Origin of the sequence: Ilumatobacter sp. (genome assembly GCF_041688325.1) — a bacterium.
In the GTDB taxonomy this organism is placed as follows: domain Bacteria; phylum Actinomycetota; class Acidimicrobiia; order Acidimicrobiales; family Ilumatobacteraceae; genus Ilumatobacter_A.
Genome location: NZ_JBDNIJ010000163.1, coordinates 19,905 through 36,560 on the forward strand (window position 1 = coordinate 19,905; position 16,656 = coordinate 36,560).

Here is a 16,656-nt window from a genome sequence, read left to right on the forward strand (position 1 = left end):
AGACGTACGGACCGCCGTCATCGGTGAGGGTGCGCGAAATTCTGGACCCCGTTCCCAAGGCCGATCAGGTGGTGGTCCGTGTCAAGGCTGCGGCGGTCAACCCGCTCGACCTCTACTACCTGGCTGGAACGCCACTGATTGCTCGGCCCGCGTTCGGGCTGTTCGGACCGAAGCGCCACACTCCAGGCGTCGACGTCTCGGGCGTCGTCGAAGCAGTCGGAGCCGACGTGACGAGGTTCGCTGCGGGCGACGAAGTCTGGGGAAACTGTTCTGGTGCATTCGCCGAGCGCGTCGCCACGAAAGAGAAGCAGCTGGTCCACAAGCCGGTGCGGGTGACCTTCGAGCAAGCGGCAGCGGTGTCGATCGCAGGTCTAACAGCACTCCAGGCCGTACGTGACCATGCAGCTGTTCAGCCGGGTCAGCACGTTGTAATCAATGGAGCGTCGGGCGGCGTCGGCACGTTCGCCGTGCAGATCGCAAAGCACATGGGTGCGCGCGTGACCGGTGTATGCAGCACAAAAAATGTTGAGATGGTCCGGTCACTCGGTGCTGATCTCGTTGTCGACTACACCGTCGAGGACTTCACGCGGCTCGACCTCGCGGCCGACGTGATGATCGACAACATCGGCAACCGCACGGTTGCCGAGAACTGCAACGCACTGGCCGCAAATGGTGTCTACGTTGGCGTCGGGGCACCGAAGGGCGGGCGGGTGCTCGGGCCCATCAGGTATCTGCTTGGCTGCACACTCCGATCGCCGTTCGTCAGCCAGCGACTCGCGTCGTTCACGGCGAGCGTGACGCTGGCTGATCACGACGCGCTCAACGACCTCCTCGACGCCGGCGCGGTGGTGCCGGTCATCGACCGGACCTTCAGGCTCGACGATGTCGTCGAGTTGCTCGAGCTGCAGGCATCAGGCCGCATTGCAGGCAAGGCGCTCCTGACATTCTGACCTGGCCCGCTGACCTGGCCCGCTGATCTGGCCCGCTGATCTGGCCCGCTGATCTGGCCCGCTGACTGTGGGACTGCGGAAAGCTACGGTCGCTGCTGTGGAAGCGACCTTCACGTTCGACGCCGACTTGTACCTGCACAGTGGTGGTTCGTGGGTGTTCCTGGCAGTGCCCGCTGACGACTCGGACGACATCTCGGAGATGGTGCCAACACGGAACGGCTTCGGCTCGGTACGGGTGCGCGCCCAGATCGGCGACACCGAATGGATGACGTCGGTGTTCCCGGACAGCAAGCGCAAGGTGTACGTCCTGCCGGTCAAGAAGCCGGTCCGCAAGGCCGAGGGCATCGATGCAGGCGACACTGTCGAAGTGAGCCTCTCGATCGAGCTGAATTGACGCTCAGCAGCTTTCGGGTAGGAGAAGCGACTGCTTCAGAGGCCGCGTGATTGTGCCCAGAGATCAGGGAAGTCTGCATCTCGCTTTTCCATCTGCGCAGCGAATGCCTCGGCCATGTCGTCGGTGTCGAACATCGAGGCGTTCCAGGTGGCGATGTGCTCGAGGCCGTCGGCAATTGAATGCTCCTGGCTGTACTGCATCGACTTCTTCGTGCCCCAGACGGCCATCGGGCTTTTTGACGCGATTTCTGCGGCGATCTCGTGGACTCCTGAGAGCAACTGCTCGTGGTCGGCGTAGACCTTGTTGACGAAGCCAGCAGCGAGGGCCTCGGCGGCGCTCCACTTGCGGCCGGTGTAGGCGAGCTCGCGCACGATGCCTTCGGGAACGAGGCGTGGCATGCGCTGCAGCGTGCCGACGTCGGCGGTCATCCCGATGTTGATCTCGGCGATGCAGAAGTACGCCGACTCGGAGGCGTACCGGAGGTCAGCAGCCGACACCATGTCGATGCCACCTCCGACGCATGCGCCTTGGATCGCACAGAGGATCGGCATCCGTGCCCGCTCGAGTGCAGTGAACGAATCCTGCAATTTCATCGCTGTCGAGCGGAACCGTTCGCCGCGCCGGCTGGTGTGCTTGGCGCCGCTGGCCGTCGGGCCGACGTCGGACCCTGACGCGCTGAAGACCGAGAGGTCCATGCCCGAGCAGAAGTGCCGCCCCTCGCCGGAGAGTACGACGGCGCGCACCGCACCGGATGCCGACATCTCGTCGACGATCTCGGGCAGTTCGTTCCAGAACTCGGCGATCATCGAATTGGCCTTCTCGGGCCGGTTCATCTGGATGTGGCCGACCTTGTCGGTGATCTCGACGTCAAAACAGGTGTGTCCCATGTGGCCAAGCCTGGCAGATGAGCACTGTCACAGTTGGGTCAGACCTGGCTGTGACGCGCTGCAGCGCGGGCGCAGTGTCGGAGCGAGCTAGAACAGAGCAATGAGCATTGACGCTTCGACGAACGCAGTGCGTTTTCCGAAACCGATTCCGTTCGGCTGGTACTCGGCGGGTCGGGTCGTCGACCTGCCATGGGACTTGATTGCGACAGGCGACCAGGCGGGCGCGGTCTTCTCGTTTCAAGCATGCGGTCAGGAACTCGTTGCATGGCATGACGGAGCGCAGTTCCGGGTCGCCGATGCCTTCTGTCCACACCTCGGTGCCCACCTGGGCGTCGGGGGCCGTGTTGATGCCACCCCCGAGCATGCGGGCTGCATTGTCTGCCCGTTCCACGAGTGGAAATTCGACGGCACTGGCGCGAACACGTTCATCCCCTTCGCCGAGCGAACGAATGCCAAGGCCAAGCTGCGGATGTACCCGACCACCGAGATCGACGGTCACCTCCGCTTCTGGTACCACCCCGATCCGGCCGTCGAGCCGATGTGGGAGATTCCGACGCTGATCGACGATGCCATGGTGCCGTGCGGTGCAGCTGAGTGGACCGTTGCTTCGTACTGGCAGGAGATGGCCGAGAACTCGATCGACATGGCGCACTTCGTGTCGATCCACGGGTCGCCCGGCCTCGGCGAGGTGCGCAGCGCAGTCGCCGAACCCGCGGCCGACGGCTCGGCGAACGGCCCGATCCGCCACGTGGTCAACAAGACCGTCTACGAAACGCCGAAGGGCCTCGAGGCCGGCGAACTCAACGTCGACATGTACGGCCCAGGTACGAGTGTCACGACGTTTGCACTGTTCGGCACGATCAAGTTGTTGTCCACCACCACGCCCATCGACAACGGCCATTGCACGATCCGCATGAATTTCTTCCACGACGGTGAGGAACTCTCGGCGGCAATTGCGCCGGCGTTCGTCAAGGAGGTGAAGCGCCAGTTCGAACAGGACGTCCCGATTTGGGAGAACAAGCGCTTCGTCGCCTCGCCAGCCCTCGCGCCCTACGAAAAGCCAATCACCGAGTTCCGCGCTTGGGCCACCCAGTTCTACGCCACCCCCGGTCACACTGTGTCAGGCACAGTGTGACCGCTTCTCCCCGATGGGCGCCGATGACATGACCTTTCCCGCTGATCCGCAGGCGATCGATCTGATGATCGCATTCCCGTTCAAGAAGGCAGAGATCTATGCCTTCCTGCGAGCACAGGCGAAAGACGACGAGACGATTGCGGGTCAGGGCGATCTTGCAATGCCAGCTGGCTACATGTTCAACGACGTCGGCGACGATGCTGGTGACGACGAAGACGTCATCGAGACCTGCATTGCGGCAATGGACACGGTCGGCGTTGCGAGCGGACTGTTCAACGTCAGTGAGCAATCGATCGAGGCGAAGCGGCGCCACCCGGAGCGGATCCATTTCAGCCTCGAAGTTGACCCGAACGACATTGGCGGAGCGGTCCATGCGATCCGCGCGGCGCATGCCGATTACGATCTGAAGGCAGTGACGTCGTTCCCTGCCGGGTGTGATCCGCAGGTACCGATCAGCGATCGTCGCTACTACCCGATCTATCAGACCTGCGTCGACCTCGACATCCCGATTTGCCTCACGGCCGGCGTTCCCGGCCCGCGTGTCCCCGGCGACTGCCAGCATGTCCGGCATTTCGACCAGGTCTGCTTCGATTTCCCCGACCTCAAGATCGTGATGCGCCACGGCGCCGAACCCGACGAGGCGCTCGCCGTGAAGCTGATGCTGAAATACCCGGGGCTGCACTACTGCACCTCGGCGTTCAGCCCGAAGTACTACCCGCAGGCGATCATCGACTACGCCAACACACGTGGCACCGACAAAATCATGTACGCCGGCTACTACCCGATGGGCTTGAGCCTCGATCAGATCTTCGCCGCACTGCCGGACGTTCCCTTCCGTGACAAGGTCTGGGAACCGTTCCTGCACGGCAACGCACGACGCGTGTTCAAGCTGTGATACGTCCGTGGTTTGTCTGTGATCCGGCCGTGATTCGCCCAGGTGACGAAAAGTTGGATCCCCAGGGAACCCAGGCGGGTCTGGCAACGTCGAATACATCATGAAGCGCACGATTGGACTCCCACTCATCGCCCTCGCTCTCGTCACGGCAGGGTGCACCAGCACTGCGCCGGTCGATGAGTCGACACAAAGCTCCGAGGTCCCGGTGACGTCCGCTGCTGGGACTCCGCCAGTAACCGATCCTGATGTCGAACCGCCAGTGACGGACCCGGACGGTGGCAATCAGGGACCAATTGGCTTTGCCCCAGCTGCGCTGCAGCAGTTCGGTGACTGCTCGGCCTTCCTCGATTACGTCCACACCGAGGGCGCCGATCGAGTCGGGCCCTACGGGTTTGGCAACAACGGTTTCTTCGGCCCTGTGGACGACGTCGGCTTTGCGGTGGCGGAAAATGATGCCACCGCCGCGACAGAGGCGCCGGCTGAGGCCGACACCGCGCAGAGCAGCGGTGCCAGCACCCCGACAGTTGACCGTGCCTCGAGCGAAGGCGGCGGCGATGGCACGTACTCGACGACGAACGTCCAGGTCGATGGCGTCGACGAGCCCGACATCGTCAAGACCGATGGCGACCGCATCATCGCAATCGCCGGGGAGATGCTTCACTACATCGACATCGCTGACGATGGCGTGACGGGAACCAAGCGTGGTTCGGTTGCCCTCAATGGCCAGAACGGGTCCTACACCTACGGCCACGAGATCTTCCTCGCTGGCGACCGGGCGTTCGTGTTCGCGCAGGGCGAGTTCTACGGCGGCTATCCCGAGCCAGCCTTCATCGACGACGTTGCCGAAACCGAGCCGGCACCCGCAGACGAACCGATCCCGGTCGAGCCCGATTTCCCGATTGGTGGCCCGATTGGGCCGGGCTCCTACCAGGGCCCGCACACGTTGATCATCGAAGTCGATCTGTCGAACCCCGACGCACCTGAAGTGGTCAACACGATGAGCATCGACGGCCGCTATATCAGCGCCCGCTCGATTGGCGACACGGCCCGCATCGTTGTCACCTCGCCGCCGCAGGACCTCGGCTTCTTGTACCCATCGAACCCGGGCACCGAGCAGAAGGCCGAAGAGACGAACCGCGAGGTCGTCCTCAACTCGACCGAGAACGACTGGCTGCCAGAGTTCCGCATCGACCGCAACGATGGCAGCACCGAGGAGGGGCAACTCGTTGATTGCGCCAGTGTGTTCGCCCCCGCCGACTTCGGTGGTTTCGACATGCTTTCGATCGTCACGCTCGACCTCGGCGCCGACCTCGCTGCGCCAACCGGCACGAGCAGCGTGATGGCCACGGGCGACACCGTCTACGCATCGCAAGATCGCATGTATGTGTCGACCAATATCTGGACGCCGATCATCAACGAGCAGACCAACGAGTGGCTCGACGAGAACTACGAGACCGCAATCCACCGCTTCTCGATCGCTGGCCCCGGTGCCGCCCGGTACGAGGCCTCCGGCTCCGTCGAGGGACATTTGCTCAACCAGTTCTCGATGAACGACCGCGATGGCGTCTTCTACGTCGCGGCCACGAAGGGCGCCCCGTGGGCCGAGTCGTCCGAGAGCCAGATCGTTTCGATGGAGGTCAACGGTGATCAACTCGAACAGATCGGCAGCGTCGGCGGCCTCGGGCTTGGCGAACGCATCTTCTCGGTGCGCTATGTCGACGACACCGCCTACGTGGTGACGTTCCGCCAAGTCGACCCCTTCTACGTGATCGACCTGAGCGACCCTCGAAACATGGTTGTGCAGGGCGAACTCAAGATCCCGGGCTTCTCGAACTACCTGCATCCGATCAGCGACGACCTCGTCATCGGCGTCGGCCAAGACGCGACCGACGACGGTCAAACAACCGGTACCAAGGTGTCGCTGTTCGACGTGAGCGACCCGACCAACCCGCTCGAGATCGACGTGTGGACGTTGCCGAACGGGTTCAGTGATGCGCAGTTCGACCATCGTGCGTTCTTCTGGTGGGGCCCGACGAACACGGCGGTTCTTCCTCTGCAGTCGTACAGCGACCAGTTCGCTGGCGCAATCGTGTTGAAGGTGACCGCCGACGGGATCACCGAACAGGGTCGCATCAGCCACGCCGAAGACGACGGCACACCCAACGGGCAGACCGACTGCGAAGTCATTGATAGCTCGCAGTTCGGCGAGGGCGGCGAGTTCTTCTGGATCGGCCAAGAAGGTGGCCAAGTCCAGCTCTGCACAGCGCAAGATACGGGCGGCGCGACCGGCCTCTTCTGTGATCCGGTTCCGGTCGACGAACTCGAGAACTGGTGGGGTATCCAAGCTGAGCAGCTCGATATCGACACCAGCGGCTTCGAACGCTTCGAGCTGTGTTGGCCGAGCTGGAACGGCTACGAGACCGCCATCCAGCGGACGATGATCATCGACGGCAACCTGTGGACGCTGTCGCCCACGACCATCCAGTCGAACGACCTCGCCAGCCTCGACCGCACCGACCAGATCACCCTGTAACGCTGGTCTTGTCACACCGAGATCTGACCTCGGTGTGACAAGACCAAGCAGATATCGGTGTGATGGCGAGGTGATGGCGGTGTGATGGTTTAAGCCGGGGCTGGTTGCAGCTTTTTACGGGTGGGGAGTTTGATGTTGTCGGCGTACTTGGCGACGAGCGGTCCCATGATCGCGGTGACCAGGACGTAGCCGGCAACGAGTGCGCCCAGCTCGGGTCCGTCGATCAGTCCGGCGCCCAACGCAGCGATCACGATGGAGAACTCCCCACGGGCGATCAACGTTGCTCCGGCCCGCAAGCGACCCTTCTGAGCTGCGCCGACGCGCTTCGCAGCGAACCAGCCGGTCAACATCTTGGTGAAGGCGGTGACGATAGCGAGCCCGAATGCTGGCAGAAGTGCGTCGAGCAGTTTTGCGGGGTCAACCTGGAACGAGAAGAACAGAAAGAAGATCGCTGCGAAGAGATCGCGCAGCGGCGTGATGAGCTGTATCGCTCGTTCCTCAGCCTGACCCGACAGGGCCAATCCGACGAGGAACGCACCGATGGCCCCGGACACTTCGAGCTGCTGGGCGACGCCGGCAACCAGCAAGGTCACACCGAAGACGGCGAGCAGGAGCGCCTCATCAGACCCGCCGATCAGTAGGTCGCTGAGCTTGCGTCCGTAGAACAGGGCCGACAGCAGGATGACGGTGACCACGACCAGGGCAATCGCGACACTCGTCAGCGTCGCAAGCACCGTGCCGCCGACGATGAGCGCCGCGACCACTGGCAGGTACACGGCCATCGCAAGGTCTTCGATCACGAGCAGATTGAGGATTGCCGGGGTCTCGCGGAAGCCAAGTCGGTGGAGGTCGCTCAACACTTTTGACACGACACCCGATGATGAGACCCACGTGGCGCCACCGAGGAGCACCGCAGCCAGCGGTGACCAGCCGAGCAACAGGCCCGCTGCCACGCCGGGGAGTCCATTGAGCAACATGTCGACGATGCCCGGCAAGACGCCAGTGCGGAGCCCGCTGCGTAACTCGATATCGGAGTACTCGAGGCCGAGGGTGAAAAGCAGGAGCAGCACGCCGATCTCGGCGACGATCGAGATGAAGTCTTCGGCGACGTCAAGCTGGACGAGCCCGCCTTCGCCCAGGGCCAGCCCGGCAATGAGGTAGAGCGGCACGGCGGTAATACCGAGGCGGCCGGCGAGCCGAGCGAGCAGCGCGAGGCCGAGTACGACGGCGCCGATCTCGACGAACGCAAGAGCGGCTTCGTTGCTACCGCTAGCAATCAGGGCGGGCATGAAGAAGTGCGTGTTCAGGCGGACAGCAGGTTGCGCAGCGTGACGAGGCCGTCGACGGTGCCGACAGCGACGACGGTGTCGCCGTTGGCGAATCTGAACGACGGTTCGGGTGCTGGCATCGATTGGTCACCGCGCATCACCGCCACGATCGAGGCGCCGGTTCGGGTGCGGTATTGACCGTCCATGATCGTTGCATCAACCGCCGAGGACTTGGATGTCAGCTGGATCCATTCGATGGCCAGCCCATCGATGTTGTGCTGCACCGCACTGACTGCTTCAGTCACCTGGCTTGCGCCGAGCAGTTCGGACATCGTGCGGGTGTCGTTGGGCGAGAGGTCGATCATTGTCGAGCAGGCGTCTGGGTCGTCGTTGTTGTAGACAACGATCTCGCGTCGTCCATCGCGATGGACGACGACGCCAACGTGATCGCCGGCCTCCGTGTCGAATTCGTGGCGTACCCCGACTCCTGGCAGCTGCGTTTCGCGTACCTCGGTCATCGCGTCAGTCTCGCACCGATCTGGCCGACACGTTGAGGTGGCGGTGTCACACTTTGGTCAGCTCGGCGTGACACCAGCGCGGAACCCGCAGGTCAGCTGCCTTCTTTGCGGGCACGCAGGATGAGGGTGCTCGGCACGGGGCCGGTGTCGCCGAGTTCGCGGACCTGGTCGACACGGAAGTTGGCCCGGTTCAGCGAGGTAAACCAGTCGCTGATCGAGCGGGCGGTCGTGCCGTACGGGGCCACATCGGACACAACAGAAAAGGGGTGCGTGAGTGAGATCAGGAACGGCATGCTCGGGATGAGAATGCGGTGTACCTGACGCAGCAGACGGCCGAGGTCGTCGACCTTTTCGATGGTGTGGGAGGCCAACACGACGTCGATGGTGGCGGACGTGATCTCACCGAGATCGGCCAGATCGGCAGCATGGCACTGCACGCTGACCTCAGCGGCCTCAGCGCGAGAACGCATCTCGGCGATGCGATGTGCGTCAGGATCGACGGCGATGGCCTTCGCACCGGCCTCGGCGAATGCGATCGAGTTGTACGCATCTGACACGCCCAGTTCGACGGCACGTTTGCCGCCGCTCACGTCGCCGCTCAGGCGCAGTTCGGTATCGGTGGGGATCCCTGTTCCATAGCTGATGTTTGCGACCACGACCCCAGTGTGCCCGTTGCAAGCGACACGGGTGGGGATCGCGACCTATCCTCGGTCTCGATGAGCTTCTCGGCGGGCGCGATCAGAGGGACCGACGGCGGTGCTCGCGGCATTATCGACCATCGCCTGGCGCGGCGCATGCTGATCGCTGAGGTCAAGCGCGGTCGGCTCCGCCAGGAAGCGGTCTGTGATGCGCATCCCGAGCTGATCCGGGCTGCACGCAACGTCGGCACCGCGACCAAGACGATCTGTCCGATCTGCGAAGAGACCGAGTTGCGCCTGGTCACGTACGTCTTCGGGCACGGTCTGCAGGCGCAGGGACATTGCGTGTCGACTGCCGAACAGATGCGGCGGATCAACGCCCGTTCGAGTGACGCCAATGCCTACGTGGTCGAGGCCTGCATCGTGTGCCGTTGGAATCACCTGCTGCGCATCCTCCCGGTCGGCGGCAAGTGAAGCGCCTCGCTCTCAGCGCCGCCCTGTTTGTTGCGCTGGCTGCGTGTGCATCAAATCTCCCCATTGCATCGAATGGCCCCGCTGCATCAAATATCGATGGCGAAACAGCGGTGACGGCACCAGAGAGCGCGGTGGGCACGGCTCCACCATCACCTGTTTCCGCACCTGTGTCCGCACCTGTTTCCGCACCTGTTTCCGCACCTGGTTCTGAAACGGCGGATGTCCAGCCTGAGGGGTTCACCACGGTGACCGTCGAGATCACCAAGGCCGATGGAACGACCTGCGAGGTCTGTTTGTGGCTCGCCGACTCGGCCGAGGAACGCGGGCAGGGCCTGATGGGTGTGACCGACCTCGGCACCGCTGCGGGCATGGCCTTCGTGTTTGAGCAACCGACCAACGGATCGTTCTACATGTTCCAGACAGTCACGCCCCTGTCGATTGGCTGGTTCGCCCCCGGCGGCGCACTGGTCTCGACGGCCGACATGGCTCCGTGCGAAAGCGATGACAGCAGCCAGTGCGAACAATTTCCTGCGGGTGCAGAGTTCGACCTCGCCATCGAAGTCTTTCGAGGAGACCTGGCAGCGGTTGGCATCGAGCCAGGAGTCAGCGCCAGAGTGATCGAAGGAACAGAAGCAGCGGCGTGTCCGGCTGCCTCAACCCTGTGACAGCGCGTCTCTATGGTTGAACCATGGAATGCGACAGGAAGTACGGCGGGAACGCGATTCCCCCACGTCCGGTAGCATTGCGCGGTCCATTACATACCCTGCCCCCACAGCCACTCTGGTTCGGGGCTCCCCATCTCTTCACGCCTGGACACCGTGAATGTGGGATCCGAAGGGAGCTATACACCGCATGAATCGTGCGTACGAAATGATGGTCATCATTGATGGAGACATCGATGACCCCAAGGCTCAGGTCTGGATGAAGACGATCAGCGACGGGATCGAAAAGGTCGGCGGAACACTGCACGACAAGATCGACTGGTGGGGCAAGCGTCAATTCGCTTACCCGATCAACAAGAAGCCGTCTGGCTATTACCTGGTTGCTCAGCTCGTTGCTGCGCCTGGCGCACTCGACGACTTGGAGCGTCAGCTCCGTCTCGCGGACGACATCGTCCGCCACAAGCTCATCCGTTTGCCAGACGAAGAAGCAGAGCGTCGCGGCATTACTGCCGCCGCCGTTGCTGTCTGATTCTCAGCTCATAGCCAAAGGGGAAATCAATGGCACAGGACAACACCGTCACACTCGTCGGGAACCTCACCAAGGATCCCGAACTTCGATACACCACCGGGGGCCGTGGTGTTGCCAGCTTCGGGCTTGCGGTCAATCGCCGATATCAGGTGAATGGCGAATGGCAGGAGCAGGTCTCGTTCTTTAACGTGGTCGCCTGGGCTGATCTCGGCGAAAATGCCGCAGCCAGCCTGCACAAGGGCAACCGCGTCATGGTCACAGGTCGTTTGGAGCAGCGCTCCTACGACACCCGTGAAGGCGAGAAGCGCAACATCACCGAAGTGATCGCAGACGACCTCGGCCCCAGCCTTCGCTGGGCGCAGGCACAGGTCGAGCGCATCTCCCGTGACTCCGCCGATGGTGGCGGATACAGCGATGGTGGCGGCAACAGCGGAGGCGGCAACAGCGGAGGCGGCGGGGCAGCTCGCTCGGCTCCCCCAGATCCCGTCTACGGCGAAGAAGAGCCGTTCTGATCCGTCCTGAGTCACGGCTGGGTTCAAACCATTGGACCCGCCGACCCCATGTCACTCATTTTTTCAATCGAAGATCATCTTCCAGTCAGGAATATCTAGGTAACCATTATGGCCAGTAAGAAGAACAAGGCCCGGTCGGCGCGAGACGCCAACCCCCGCAAGTTCAAAAAGAAGACCAGCGTCCTCATCATCGACAAGGTCGAGTTCATCGACTACAAGGATGTCGATCTGCTCCGTCGCTTCATGAGCGACCGCTCCAAGATCAAGAACCGCCGCGTCGCCGGCAACGACCTGCAGCAGCAGCGCGAAGTCGCGAACGCGATCAAGGTCGCCCGCGAAATGGCGCTTCTGCCCTACGCCACGCGTGTCGCTTCGACTCGCACTGGCGGTCGTCGTGATCGCGACGATCGTGGTGGCGGCCGTGGCCGCGACGACGGTGAGAATAGGGAGAACAATTCTGAAGAGACCACCGACACTGGTGATGACGCGGCCGATGAGTCCGTTGACAGCGGTGACGCGGTCGCAAGCACCGAGATGGAGGCCTGAGCAACATGAACGTCATTCTTCGTAACAAGGTCGAAGGCCTCGGCCTGCGCGGCGACATCGTCGAGGTCGCCGATGGCTACGCCCGCAACTTCCTCTTCCCGAAGGGTCATGCTCTCAAGGCGTCGCCCGGAGCCCTGGATCAGGCTGCAAAGATGCGTGCCTCCCGTGACCAAAAGGATCAGACAGCACGCGAGGCAGCGACCACAATCGCCAGCTCGCTCGTGCCAAAGACGATCACGATCACGGCCAAGGCGTCGAGTGAAGGCAAGCTCTTCGGTTCGATCAGTGCTACCGACGTCGCCGATGCGGTGAAGGCTCAGACCGACATCGTCATCGACCGCAAGTCGATCGAAGTCGACAACATCAAGACCGTCGGTGCCCACACGGCAACGGCCTCGCTGCATAGCGATGTGTCGTTCCCGATCAACATTGTGGTCGTCGCGGCCGAATGAGTCGTCACCCGGCCTGTGCCGGGTGAATGTCGCGACGTCCTCCGATTCGGAGAACGTCACGGTTTCGACACGTGAAAGGCGTGTCCTGCTTTCGAGCGGGGCGCGCCTTTCGTGTTTTCCACAGCCCATCCACACCCGGATCTGACCACCGGTACCCACAGGTATCCACAGGCCAGGGGATGTTATCCACAGACAATTCCCAGGGTTCTGCTACTACCTCCACACAGGATTGTTCAGGAAGAATGGCGATGACATGAGTAATGATCTCGACCGTGAGTACCAGGGCGGACAGTTCTCTGGCGGCGGGTCTGCACGCCCGCAGGGCGGCTCGGGTCGCGTCCCTCCCCACAACCTGCAGGCCGAGGAATCGGTGCTCGGCGCGCTGTTGCTGTCGCGTGACGCGATCGGCGTCGTCGGCGAAGCTGGCCTCAAGGTCAGAGACTTTTATAGCCCTGCCCACCAGCACATTTTCGACGCAATTCGGTCGCTGTATTCGTCGTCCGGCCCGGTCGACGTGGTCACCGTGGCCGACGAGTTGCGTCGCCACAACATGCTCGATGATCTCGGCGGCATGGAGCGGCTGAACGAGCTGCAGAACGCCACCCCGTCGGTATCTGGTGCTGAGCACTACGCGCGCATCGTGATGGACACGGCGCTGCTTCGTCGGCTGATCCACACCGCTGGCGAGATCACCGACTTGGCGTTCAGTGAGCCCGACGATGTCACGAAGGCCGTCGACTTGGCCGAGTCGAAGATGTTCGAGGTTGCCGAGGACCGTGTTGTCGACTCGACCCGCCCGATCGACGAGTTGCTCAACGAGGCCATGGACCAACTCGAAGAGAACTTCGAGCGTGGCGACACAATCACGGGCGCTGCCACTGGCTACGACGATCTTGACGAACTGCTGTCGGGTCTGCAGCCGAGCACCTTGAACATCGTCGGGTCCCGCCCTGCCATGGGTAAGACCGCCTTCGGTCTGGGCTTGGCGACGCATATCGCGAAGACGTCTGGCAAGCCGACGCTTGTGTTCTCGCTCGAGATGGGCCACAGCGAGTTGACGCAGAGAATCTTGTCGTCAGAAGCGAAGGTCGATTCGGGCAAGCTGCGCACCGGCAAGCTGACCGAGAGCGACTGGTCAAAGATCGGCCTCGCCGTCGGTCGCCTCGAAGTCCCGCTGTTCCTCGACGACAACCCGCAGGTCACCGTCATGGAGATCCGGGCGAAGGCGCGCCGTATCAAGGCGCAGCACGGCGGCCTGGCGCTGATCCTCATCGACTACCTGCAGCTGATGAGCGGCTCGGGCAAGTCGGAGAACCGCCAGCTCGAAGTGTCAGAGATCAGCCGAAACCTGAAGGTTTTGGCCCGCGAGCTTGAAGTGCCGATCGTGGCGCTCTCCCAGCTCAGCCGTAACTTGGAATCCCGTGCGGACAAGCGCCCGATGCTCGCTGACCTGCGCGAGTCCGGTTCGCTCGAGCAGGACGCCGACGTCGTGATGTTCCTGTATCGCGACGAGGTCTACAACCCTGAGTCACCCGACAAGGGCAGCGCCGAAATCATCGTCGCCAAACACCGCGCCGGCCCCATCGGCACCAAGCGTCTTGTCTTCCTCGGTCAGTACACCAGGTTCGACAACGCCGCCCGCTCGATGTAGATCGGCATCTGGTCGCTTGTCGGCTCAGGCGAAAGAATCTGGAGCGTTCGCCGTGTGCCGAACCCCGTTCGGGGTTGCAGCTGATTCTCAGGGAGCGCCAGAGATGTCGTCCGCGCACATGAATGCGGCGGCACCCACAGCGATTGGTCCCAGCGTCGCAATGTTGGCGGCGCTGATGCCTGCTTGCTCGGCGAGCAATTGGTGATACGCCGGGGTGGCGTCATCGGCACCGAACCGCAGCACTAAGGCGCAGTAGTCGTTGCCCATCTTGCTCACGGTCTCGATTCCGAGATCACGGTAGTTACTCATGACTGGCGAAGATGCGCCGGCTTGCGTGAGGAGCACACCGACGCCCTCGTACTCGGCTTCGCTGAGGGACAGATCGTTCTCAGTGTCAGAGATCGAACCATCGTCACCGCCACTCTCTGACGAGCTTGGCTCCCCGGCGCAGGCTGACAGTGCGACAAGCGCCAGGCTCACCACGAGCCGATGTGTTCTTGTGATCTGCATGGCTCCCCTTGACAGCTCGATTGTGGACAAAATCTAGTGCCGCGGTGCTGCGCTCCCTCATCTTCTGATGAGGAACCAGGGTTCGTTGGCTGTCACCCGATTCGACCATTCGGACGTCTGTAGGGGTGTGACCCGCCTGCTCAACTGATGGGAGATTCGATGATGAACGCTGCGCCCACTTCGACAACGGACGCCCCTTGGACGGTTCCAGTGCCGAGACCATCGCGCCGCGATCTGGGCCGCCTGGTGCGCCGGCTCTTGAGTACGCCGCTACCTGGATCGACGAGATCGACCAGCGATTTGCCCGCACCCACCTGTACCTGTCGCGTCCGCTCTTCCGACAGATCCCCCACCCGATCTCATGGACAGAGCGGGCAGCGGCGCGCCGCGACCACGCAGGGCTCGACGCGATCAGCGACGAAGCCGTTTTTGCCTCGCGTTCGCATCTGCTGACGGGCGACGACGCGGGCGACGTCCTTGACGCACTCGTTCACCGCAGCAACCTGTCCGACGAGGCGATTCGCGATCAGGTCAAGTTGCTCATCGGGGCTGGATGCGACACCTCCGCCTCGTCGCTGGCTCGATTGTGTTGTGCGCGCCAATCGAAACTGGTGGATCAGCTGCGTGCTGGATCCAGCGCAGGCCATGAGCCTCGTTGAACCGACCACCGCGAGTTTGACCATGCGGCTCGTGAGATTTTCGTGAGATCGATCCGCTGAACGCGACATTCTCGAAGAGGCCATCGCCCGCGTCTGTGGCGACAGGGTGCGTTAGGCGAGATCCACCTGGATCGGGACCGCGCGGGCAAGCGTGTGTCCGACCGGTGAGGTCCCGGTGACAAGCCGATGGAGTTCTTCGATGGTCTCGGCGGGAGCGTCAGCATCGATGATGACCTTGGCGCGGATGCCCTGAAAGCCGGCGTTGCCGCCTGGGTTGAGGCCCAAGAAGGTGTGGAGGTCGAGGTCTCCTTCGAGTTCGATTCGCAGGTCGTTGATTGCTACGCCTGCCGCGGTGGCGTTGGCGGCGTAGCCAACGGCGAGGCAGTTGCCGAGAGCGGCCAGGAGCTGCTCGACTGGGTTGGGAGCTGTGTCGGTTCCGCCGAGTCCTGCTGGCTCATCCGAGCCGATCGGCGCGAAGTCGCGGATCGATGCGGTTGAACGGAATCCTTGCTCCCAGTTGACCACTGCCTTCCAGGTCGTAGATGCGACCTCGGGGCTCTCTTGGATCTTTGCTGCCAGTCCGGCGACCGCTTCGATGTTGACGGTGTTGATGGCTGGGCTGGTTTCGGTGGTGCTCATGGATTGTCCCTTTGAAAAGCCGATAATTATGATCGGATTAGTCAGGATTATACGGAGAGGAAGTCGTCCAGAGCAAGTGGGCAGGCAAAGTGGCCGTCATCGAGTTCGCCAGTGCCGGTCGACCGCCCTGTGCTTGGCGGTTGTTACGAAGCGCCCCCCGATCAAGCCGATGACTGCCAGAAACATTTGGAGGAGAATCGGGACACTGGTGATGACAAGGATGACAATGAGTCATCGTGGGAGTGCCCGGCCGACTCGATGACTCGAAGTTGAAGTTGACGGTCATGAGGATGAACCCACCGAAGATCAAGATGTACGCGACGAGCACAACTGTCTCGATTAACTCCATCGCCGGGAGTTGCACGAATCGGCCGAGTGGTCCGTCCGTGGGCGCAATGACGCCGACGGCAACGAGCGCGGCCAGTGTGCTGCTTACTGGGTTCTCCGAGTTTCAGGGTTGGATCGTGTTGAGCAGGGTCCAGTCGGGTTTGCTGGCGTAGAGCAGGCAACGCACGCGGTGGTGTCGGAAGTTGACGAGTCTGAAAGCGAACGCTGTTCTCTTGACGCGTTTGACCAGATAATCACACCCTCGGTTAGCCTCGACTCGTCCGCGAAGTCGCGGACAATCTCAGCAGCCGATGCGTCGGCGATTCAGGGTTGCTATGGGCGTATGTTTGACGAACCATTTCTTTTGCGTTCCATGGGAACCACACCTGTTGTTTCGGGTCGCCGGCACGCAGCAGACCAACGAGGCAATCGTGCTGATCACTCGGTCCAATCTCTCCACTCGGCTGGTCGCGCGGC

Annotated in this window: 18 protein-coding genes and 1 pseudogene; 13 read left to right on the top strand and 6 right to left on the bottom strand. The window is 62.4% G+C overall.

What is annotated here, in order from left to right; translation table 11 throughout:
- Window positions 1-29 precede the first annotated feature (29 nt).
- The gene (locus ACH2EI_RS10315) at window positions 30-950 is read left to right on the top strand and encodes an NAD(P)-dependent alcohol dehydrogenase (protein WP_395152355.1); all 921 of its coding nucleotides are present in this window, start codon (window positions 30-32) and stop codon (window positions 948-950) included.
- Between the two features lie 97 nt (window positions 951-1,047).
- Window positions 1,048-1,344, top strand: a complete 297-nt coding sequence (locus tag ACH2EI_RS10320) for a DUF1905 domain-containing protein (RefSeq protein ID WP_395152354.1) — start codon at window positions 1,048-1,050, stop codon at window positions 1,342-1,344.
- A 35-nt stretch (window positions 1,345-1,379) separates the two neighbouring features.
- On the opposite strand, the gene ACH2EI_RS10325 is transcribed toward ACH2EI_RS10320, so the two are convergent.
- On the bottom strand, window positions 1,380-2,231 hold the full coding sequence (locus tag ACH2EI_RS10325) for a crotonase/enoyl-CoA hydratase family protein (RefSeq protein WP_395152353.1): 852 nt from the start codon (window positions 2,229-2,231) through the stop codon (window positions 1,380-1,382).
- A 100-nt stretch (window positions 2,232-2,331) separates the two neighbouring features.
- Here ACH2EI_RS10325 and ACH2EI_RS10330 point away from each other — a divergent pair, with 100 nt between their 5' ends.
- The 3 genes from ACH2EI_RS10330 to ACH2EI_RS10340 all read left to right on the top strand — a co-directional run bounded on the left by ACH2EI_RS10330 (window position 2,332) and on the right by ACH2EI_RS10340 (window position 6,794).
- Window positions 2,332-3,366 (top strand): aromatic ring-hydroxylating dioxygenase subunit alpha, encoded by a 1,035-nt coding sequence (locus tag ACH2EI_RS10330; protein WP_395152352.1) that lies wholly within the window; start codon window positions 2,332-2,334, stop codon window positions 3,364-3,366.
- Window positions 3,367-3,394: 28 nt separating this feature from the next.
- The gene (locus ACH2EI_RS10335) at window positions 3,395-4,261 is read left to right on the top strand and encodes an amidohydrolase family protein (protein ID WP_395152351.1); all 867 of its coding nucleotides are present in this window, start codon (window positions 3,395-3,397) and stop codon (window positions 4,259-4,261) included.
- Window positions 4,262-4,361: 100 nt separating this feature from the next.
- Complete coding sequence (locus tag ACH2EI_RS10340) at window positions 4,362-6,794, top strand: beta-propeller domain-containing protein (protein WP_395152350.1); 2,433 nt, start codon at window positions 4,362-4,364, stop codon at window positions 6,792-6,794.
- An 89-nt stretch (window positions 6,795-6,883) separates the two neighbouring features.
- Here the strand turns inward: ACH2EI_RS10340 and ACH2EI_RS10345 are convergent, their stop codons facing one another.
- The 3 genes from ACH2EI_RS10345 to ACH2EI_RS10355 form a co-directional block, all read right to left on the bottom strand.
- Window positions 6,884-8,083, bottom strand: a complete 1,200-nt coding sequence (locus ACH2EI_RS10345) for a cation:proton antiporter (protein ID WP_395152349.1) — start codon at window positions 8,081-8,083, stop codon at window positions 6,884-6,886.
- Between the two features lie 14 nt (window positions 8,084-8,097).
- Window positions 8,098-8,580 (bottom strand): cation:proton antiporter regulatory subunit, encoded by a 483-nt coding sequence (locus ACH2EI_RS10350; protein ID WP_395152348.1) that lies wholly within the window; start codon window positions 8,578-8,580, stop codon window positions 8,098-8,100.
- 92 nt (window positions 8,581-8,672) lie between these two features.
- Window positions 8,673-9,236, bottom strand: coding sequence for a class I SAM-dependent methyltransferase (locus tag ACH2EI_RS10355; RefSeq protein ID WP_395152347.1), 564 nt, complete (start codon window positions 9,234-9,236; stop codon window positions 8,673-8,675).
- 60 nt (window positions 9,237-9,296) lie between these two features.
- Between ACH2EI_RS10355 and ACH2EI_RS10360 the strand changes: the two genes are divergently transcribed.
- From ACH2EI_RS10360 to dnaB, 7 genes and pseudogenes are all read left to right on the top strand, one after another.
- A complete protein-coding gene (locus tag ACH2EI_RS10360) occupies window positions 9,297-9,692 on the top strand; it encodes a DUF5318 family protein (protein ID WP_395152346.1) in 396 nt (131 codons plus the stop codon).
- 245 nt (window positions 9,693-9,937) lie between these two features.
- Window positions 9,938-10,357 carry a DUF192 domain-containing protein gene (locus ACH2EI_RS10365; RefSeq protein ID WP_395152345.1) on the top strand — a complete coding sequence of 140 codons (420 nt, stop codon included), beginning with the start codon at window positions 9,938-9,940 and terminating at the stop codon, window positions 10,355-10,357.
- Window positions 10,358-10,544: 187 nt separating this feature from the next.
- Window positions 10,545-10,883 carry a 30S ribosomal protein S6 gene (gene rpsF / locus ACH2EI_RS10370; RefSeq protein WP_394942113.1) on the top strand — a complete coding sequence of 113 codons (339 nt, stop codon included), beginning with the start codon at window positions 10,545-10,547 and terminating at the stop codon, window positions 10,881-10,883.
- Window positions 10,884-10,912: 29 nt separating this feature from the next.
- The gene (locus ACH2EI_RS10375; protein ID WP_395152344.1) at window positions 10,913-11,395 is read left to right on the top strand and encodes a single-stranded DNA-binding protein; all 483 of its coding nucleotides are present in this window, start codon (window positions 10,913-10,915) and stop codon (window positions 11,393-11,395) included.
- A gap of 108 nt (window positions 11,396-11,503) precedes the next feature.
- A pseudogene (gene rpsR, locus ACH2EI_RS10380) lies at window positions 11,504-11,758 on the top strand (30S ribosomal protein S18); the annotation flags it as partial.
- A 188-nt stretch (window positions 11,759-11,946) separates the two neighbouring features.
- On the top strand, window positions 11,947-12,393 hold the full coding sequence (rplI, locus tag ACH2EI_RS10385; protein ID WP_395152343.1) for a 50S ribosomal protein L9: 447 nt from the start codon (window positions 11,947-11,949) through the stop codon (window positions 12,391-12,393).
- Window positions 12,394-12,646: 253 nt separating this feature from the next.
- Window positions 12,647-14,044 carry a replicative DNA helicase gene (gene dnaB / locus ACH2EI_RS10390; RefSeq protein ID WP_395152342.1) on the top strand — a complete coding sequence of 466 codons (1,398 nt, stop codon included), beginning with the start codon at window positions 12,647-12,649 and terminating at the stop codon, window positions 14,042-14,044.
- An 87-nt stretch (window positions 14,045-14,131) separates the two neighbouring features.
- Here the strand turns inward: dnaB and ACH2EI_RS10395 are convergent, their stop codons facing one another.
- Window positions 14,132-14,554 (bottom strand): hypothetical protein, encoded by a 423-nt coding sequence (locus tag ACH2EI_RS10395; protein WP_395152341.1) that lies wholly within the window; start codon window positions 14,552-14,554, stop codon window positions 14,132-14,134.
- Between the two features lie 197 nt (window positions 14,555-14,751).
- Here ACH2EI_RS10395 and ACH2EI_RS10400 point away from each other — a divergent pair, with 197 nt between their 5' ends.
- Entirely contained in the window at window positions 14,752-15,213 is a 462-nt protein-coding gene (locus tag ACH2EI_RS10400) for a hypothetical protein (RefSeq protein ID WP_395152340.1), read from the top strand.
- Between the two features lie 111 nt (window positions 15,214-15,324).
- Here ACH2EI_RS10400 and ACH2EI_RS10405 read toward each other — a convergent pair whose 3' ends face one another.
- The gene (locus ACH2EI_RS10405; protein WP_395152339.1) at window positions 15,325-15,852 is read right to left on the bottom strand and encodes an OsmC family protein; all 528 of its coding nucleotides are present in this window, start codon (window positions 15,850-15,852) and stop codon (window positions 15,325-15,327) included.
- Between the last annotated feature and the right edge of the window lie 804 nt (window positions 15,853-16,656).

What these genes read in the sequence shown, in the direction of transcription:
- ACH2EI_RS10325 (WP_395152353.1), bottom strand. Translation starts at nt 2,231, where the DNA reads ATGGGACACACCTGTTTTGACGTCGAGATCACCGACAAGGTCGGCCAC.
- ACH2EI_RS10330 (WP_395152352.1), top strand. Translation starts at nt 2,332, where the DNA reads ATGAGCATTGACGCTTCGACGAACGCAGTGCGTTTTCCGAAACCGATT.
- ACH2EI_RS10375 (WP_395152344.1), top strand. Translation starts at nt 10,913, where the DNA reads ATGGCACAGGACAACACCGTCACACTCGTCGGGAACCTCACCAAGGAT.
- rpsF (WP_394942113.1), top strand. Translation starts at nt 10,545, where the DNA reads ATGAATCGTGCGTACGAAATGATGGTCATCATTGATGGAGACATCGAT.
- ACH2EI_RS10335 (WP_395152351.1), top strand. Translation starts at nt 3,395, where the DNA reads ATGACCTTTCCCGCTGATCCGCAGGCGATCGATCTGATGATCGCATTC.
- ACH2EI_RS10350 (WP_395152348.1), bottom strand. Translation starts at nt 8,580, where the DNA reads ATGACCGAGGTACGCGAAACGCAGCTGCCAGGAGTCGGGGTACGCCAC.
- ACH2EI_RS10395 (WP_395152341.1), bottom strand. Translation starts at nt 14,554, where the DNA reads ATGCAGATCACAAGAACACATCGGCTCGTGGTGAGCCTGGCGCTTGTC.
- ACH2EI_RS10405 (WP_395152339.1), bottom strand. Translation starts at nt 15,852, where the DNA reads ATGAGCACCACCGAAACCAGCCCAGCCATCAACACCGTCAACATCGAA.
- dnaB (WP_395152342.1), top strand. Translation starts at nt 12,647, where the DNA reads ATGAGTAATGATCTCGACCGTGAGTACCAGGGCGGACAGTTCTCTGGC.
- ACH2EI_RS10345 (WP_395152349.1), bottom strand. Translation starts at nt 8,083, where the DNA reads ATGCCCGCCCTGATTGCTAGCGGTAGCAACGAAGCCGCTCTTGCGTTC.
- ACH2EI_RS10340 (WP_395152350.1), top strand. Translation starts at nt 4,362, where the DNA reads ATGAAGCGCACGATTGGACTCCCACTCATCGCCCTCGCTCTCGTCACG.
- rplI (WP_395152343.1), top strand. Translation starts at nt 11,947, where the DNA reads ATGAACGTCATTCTTCGTAACAAGGTCGAAGGCCTCGGCCTGCGCGGC.
- ACH2EI_RS10360 (WP_395152346.1), top strand. Translation starts at nt 9,297, where the DNA reads ATGAGCTTCTCGGCGGGCGCGATCAGAGGGACCGACGGCGGTGCTCGC.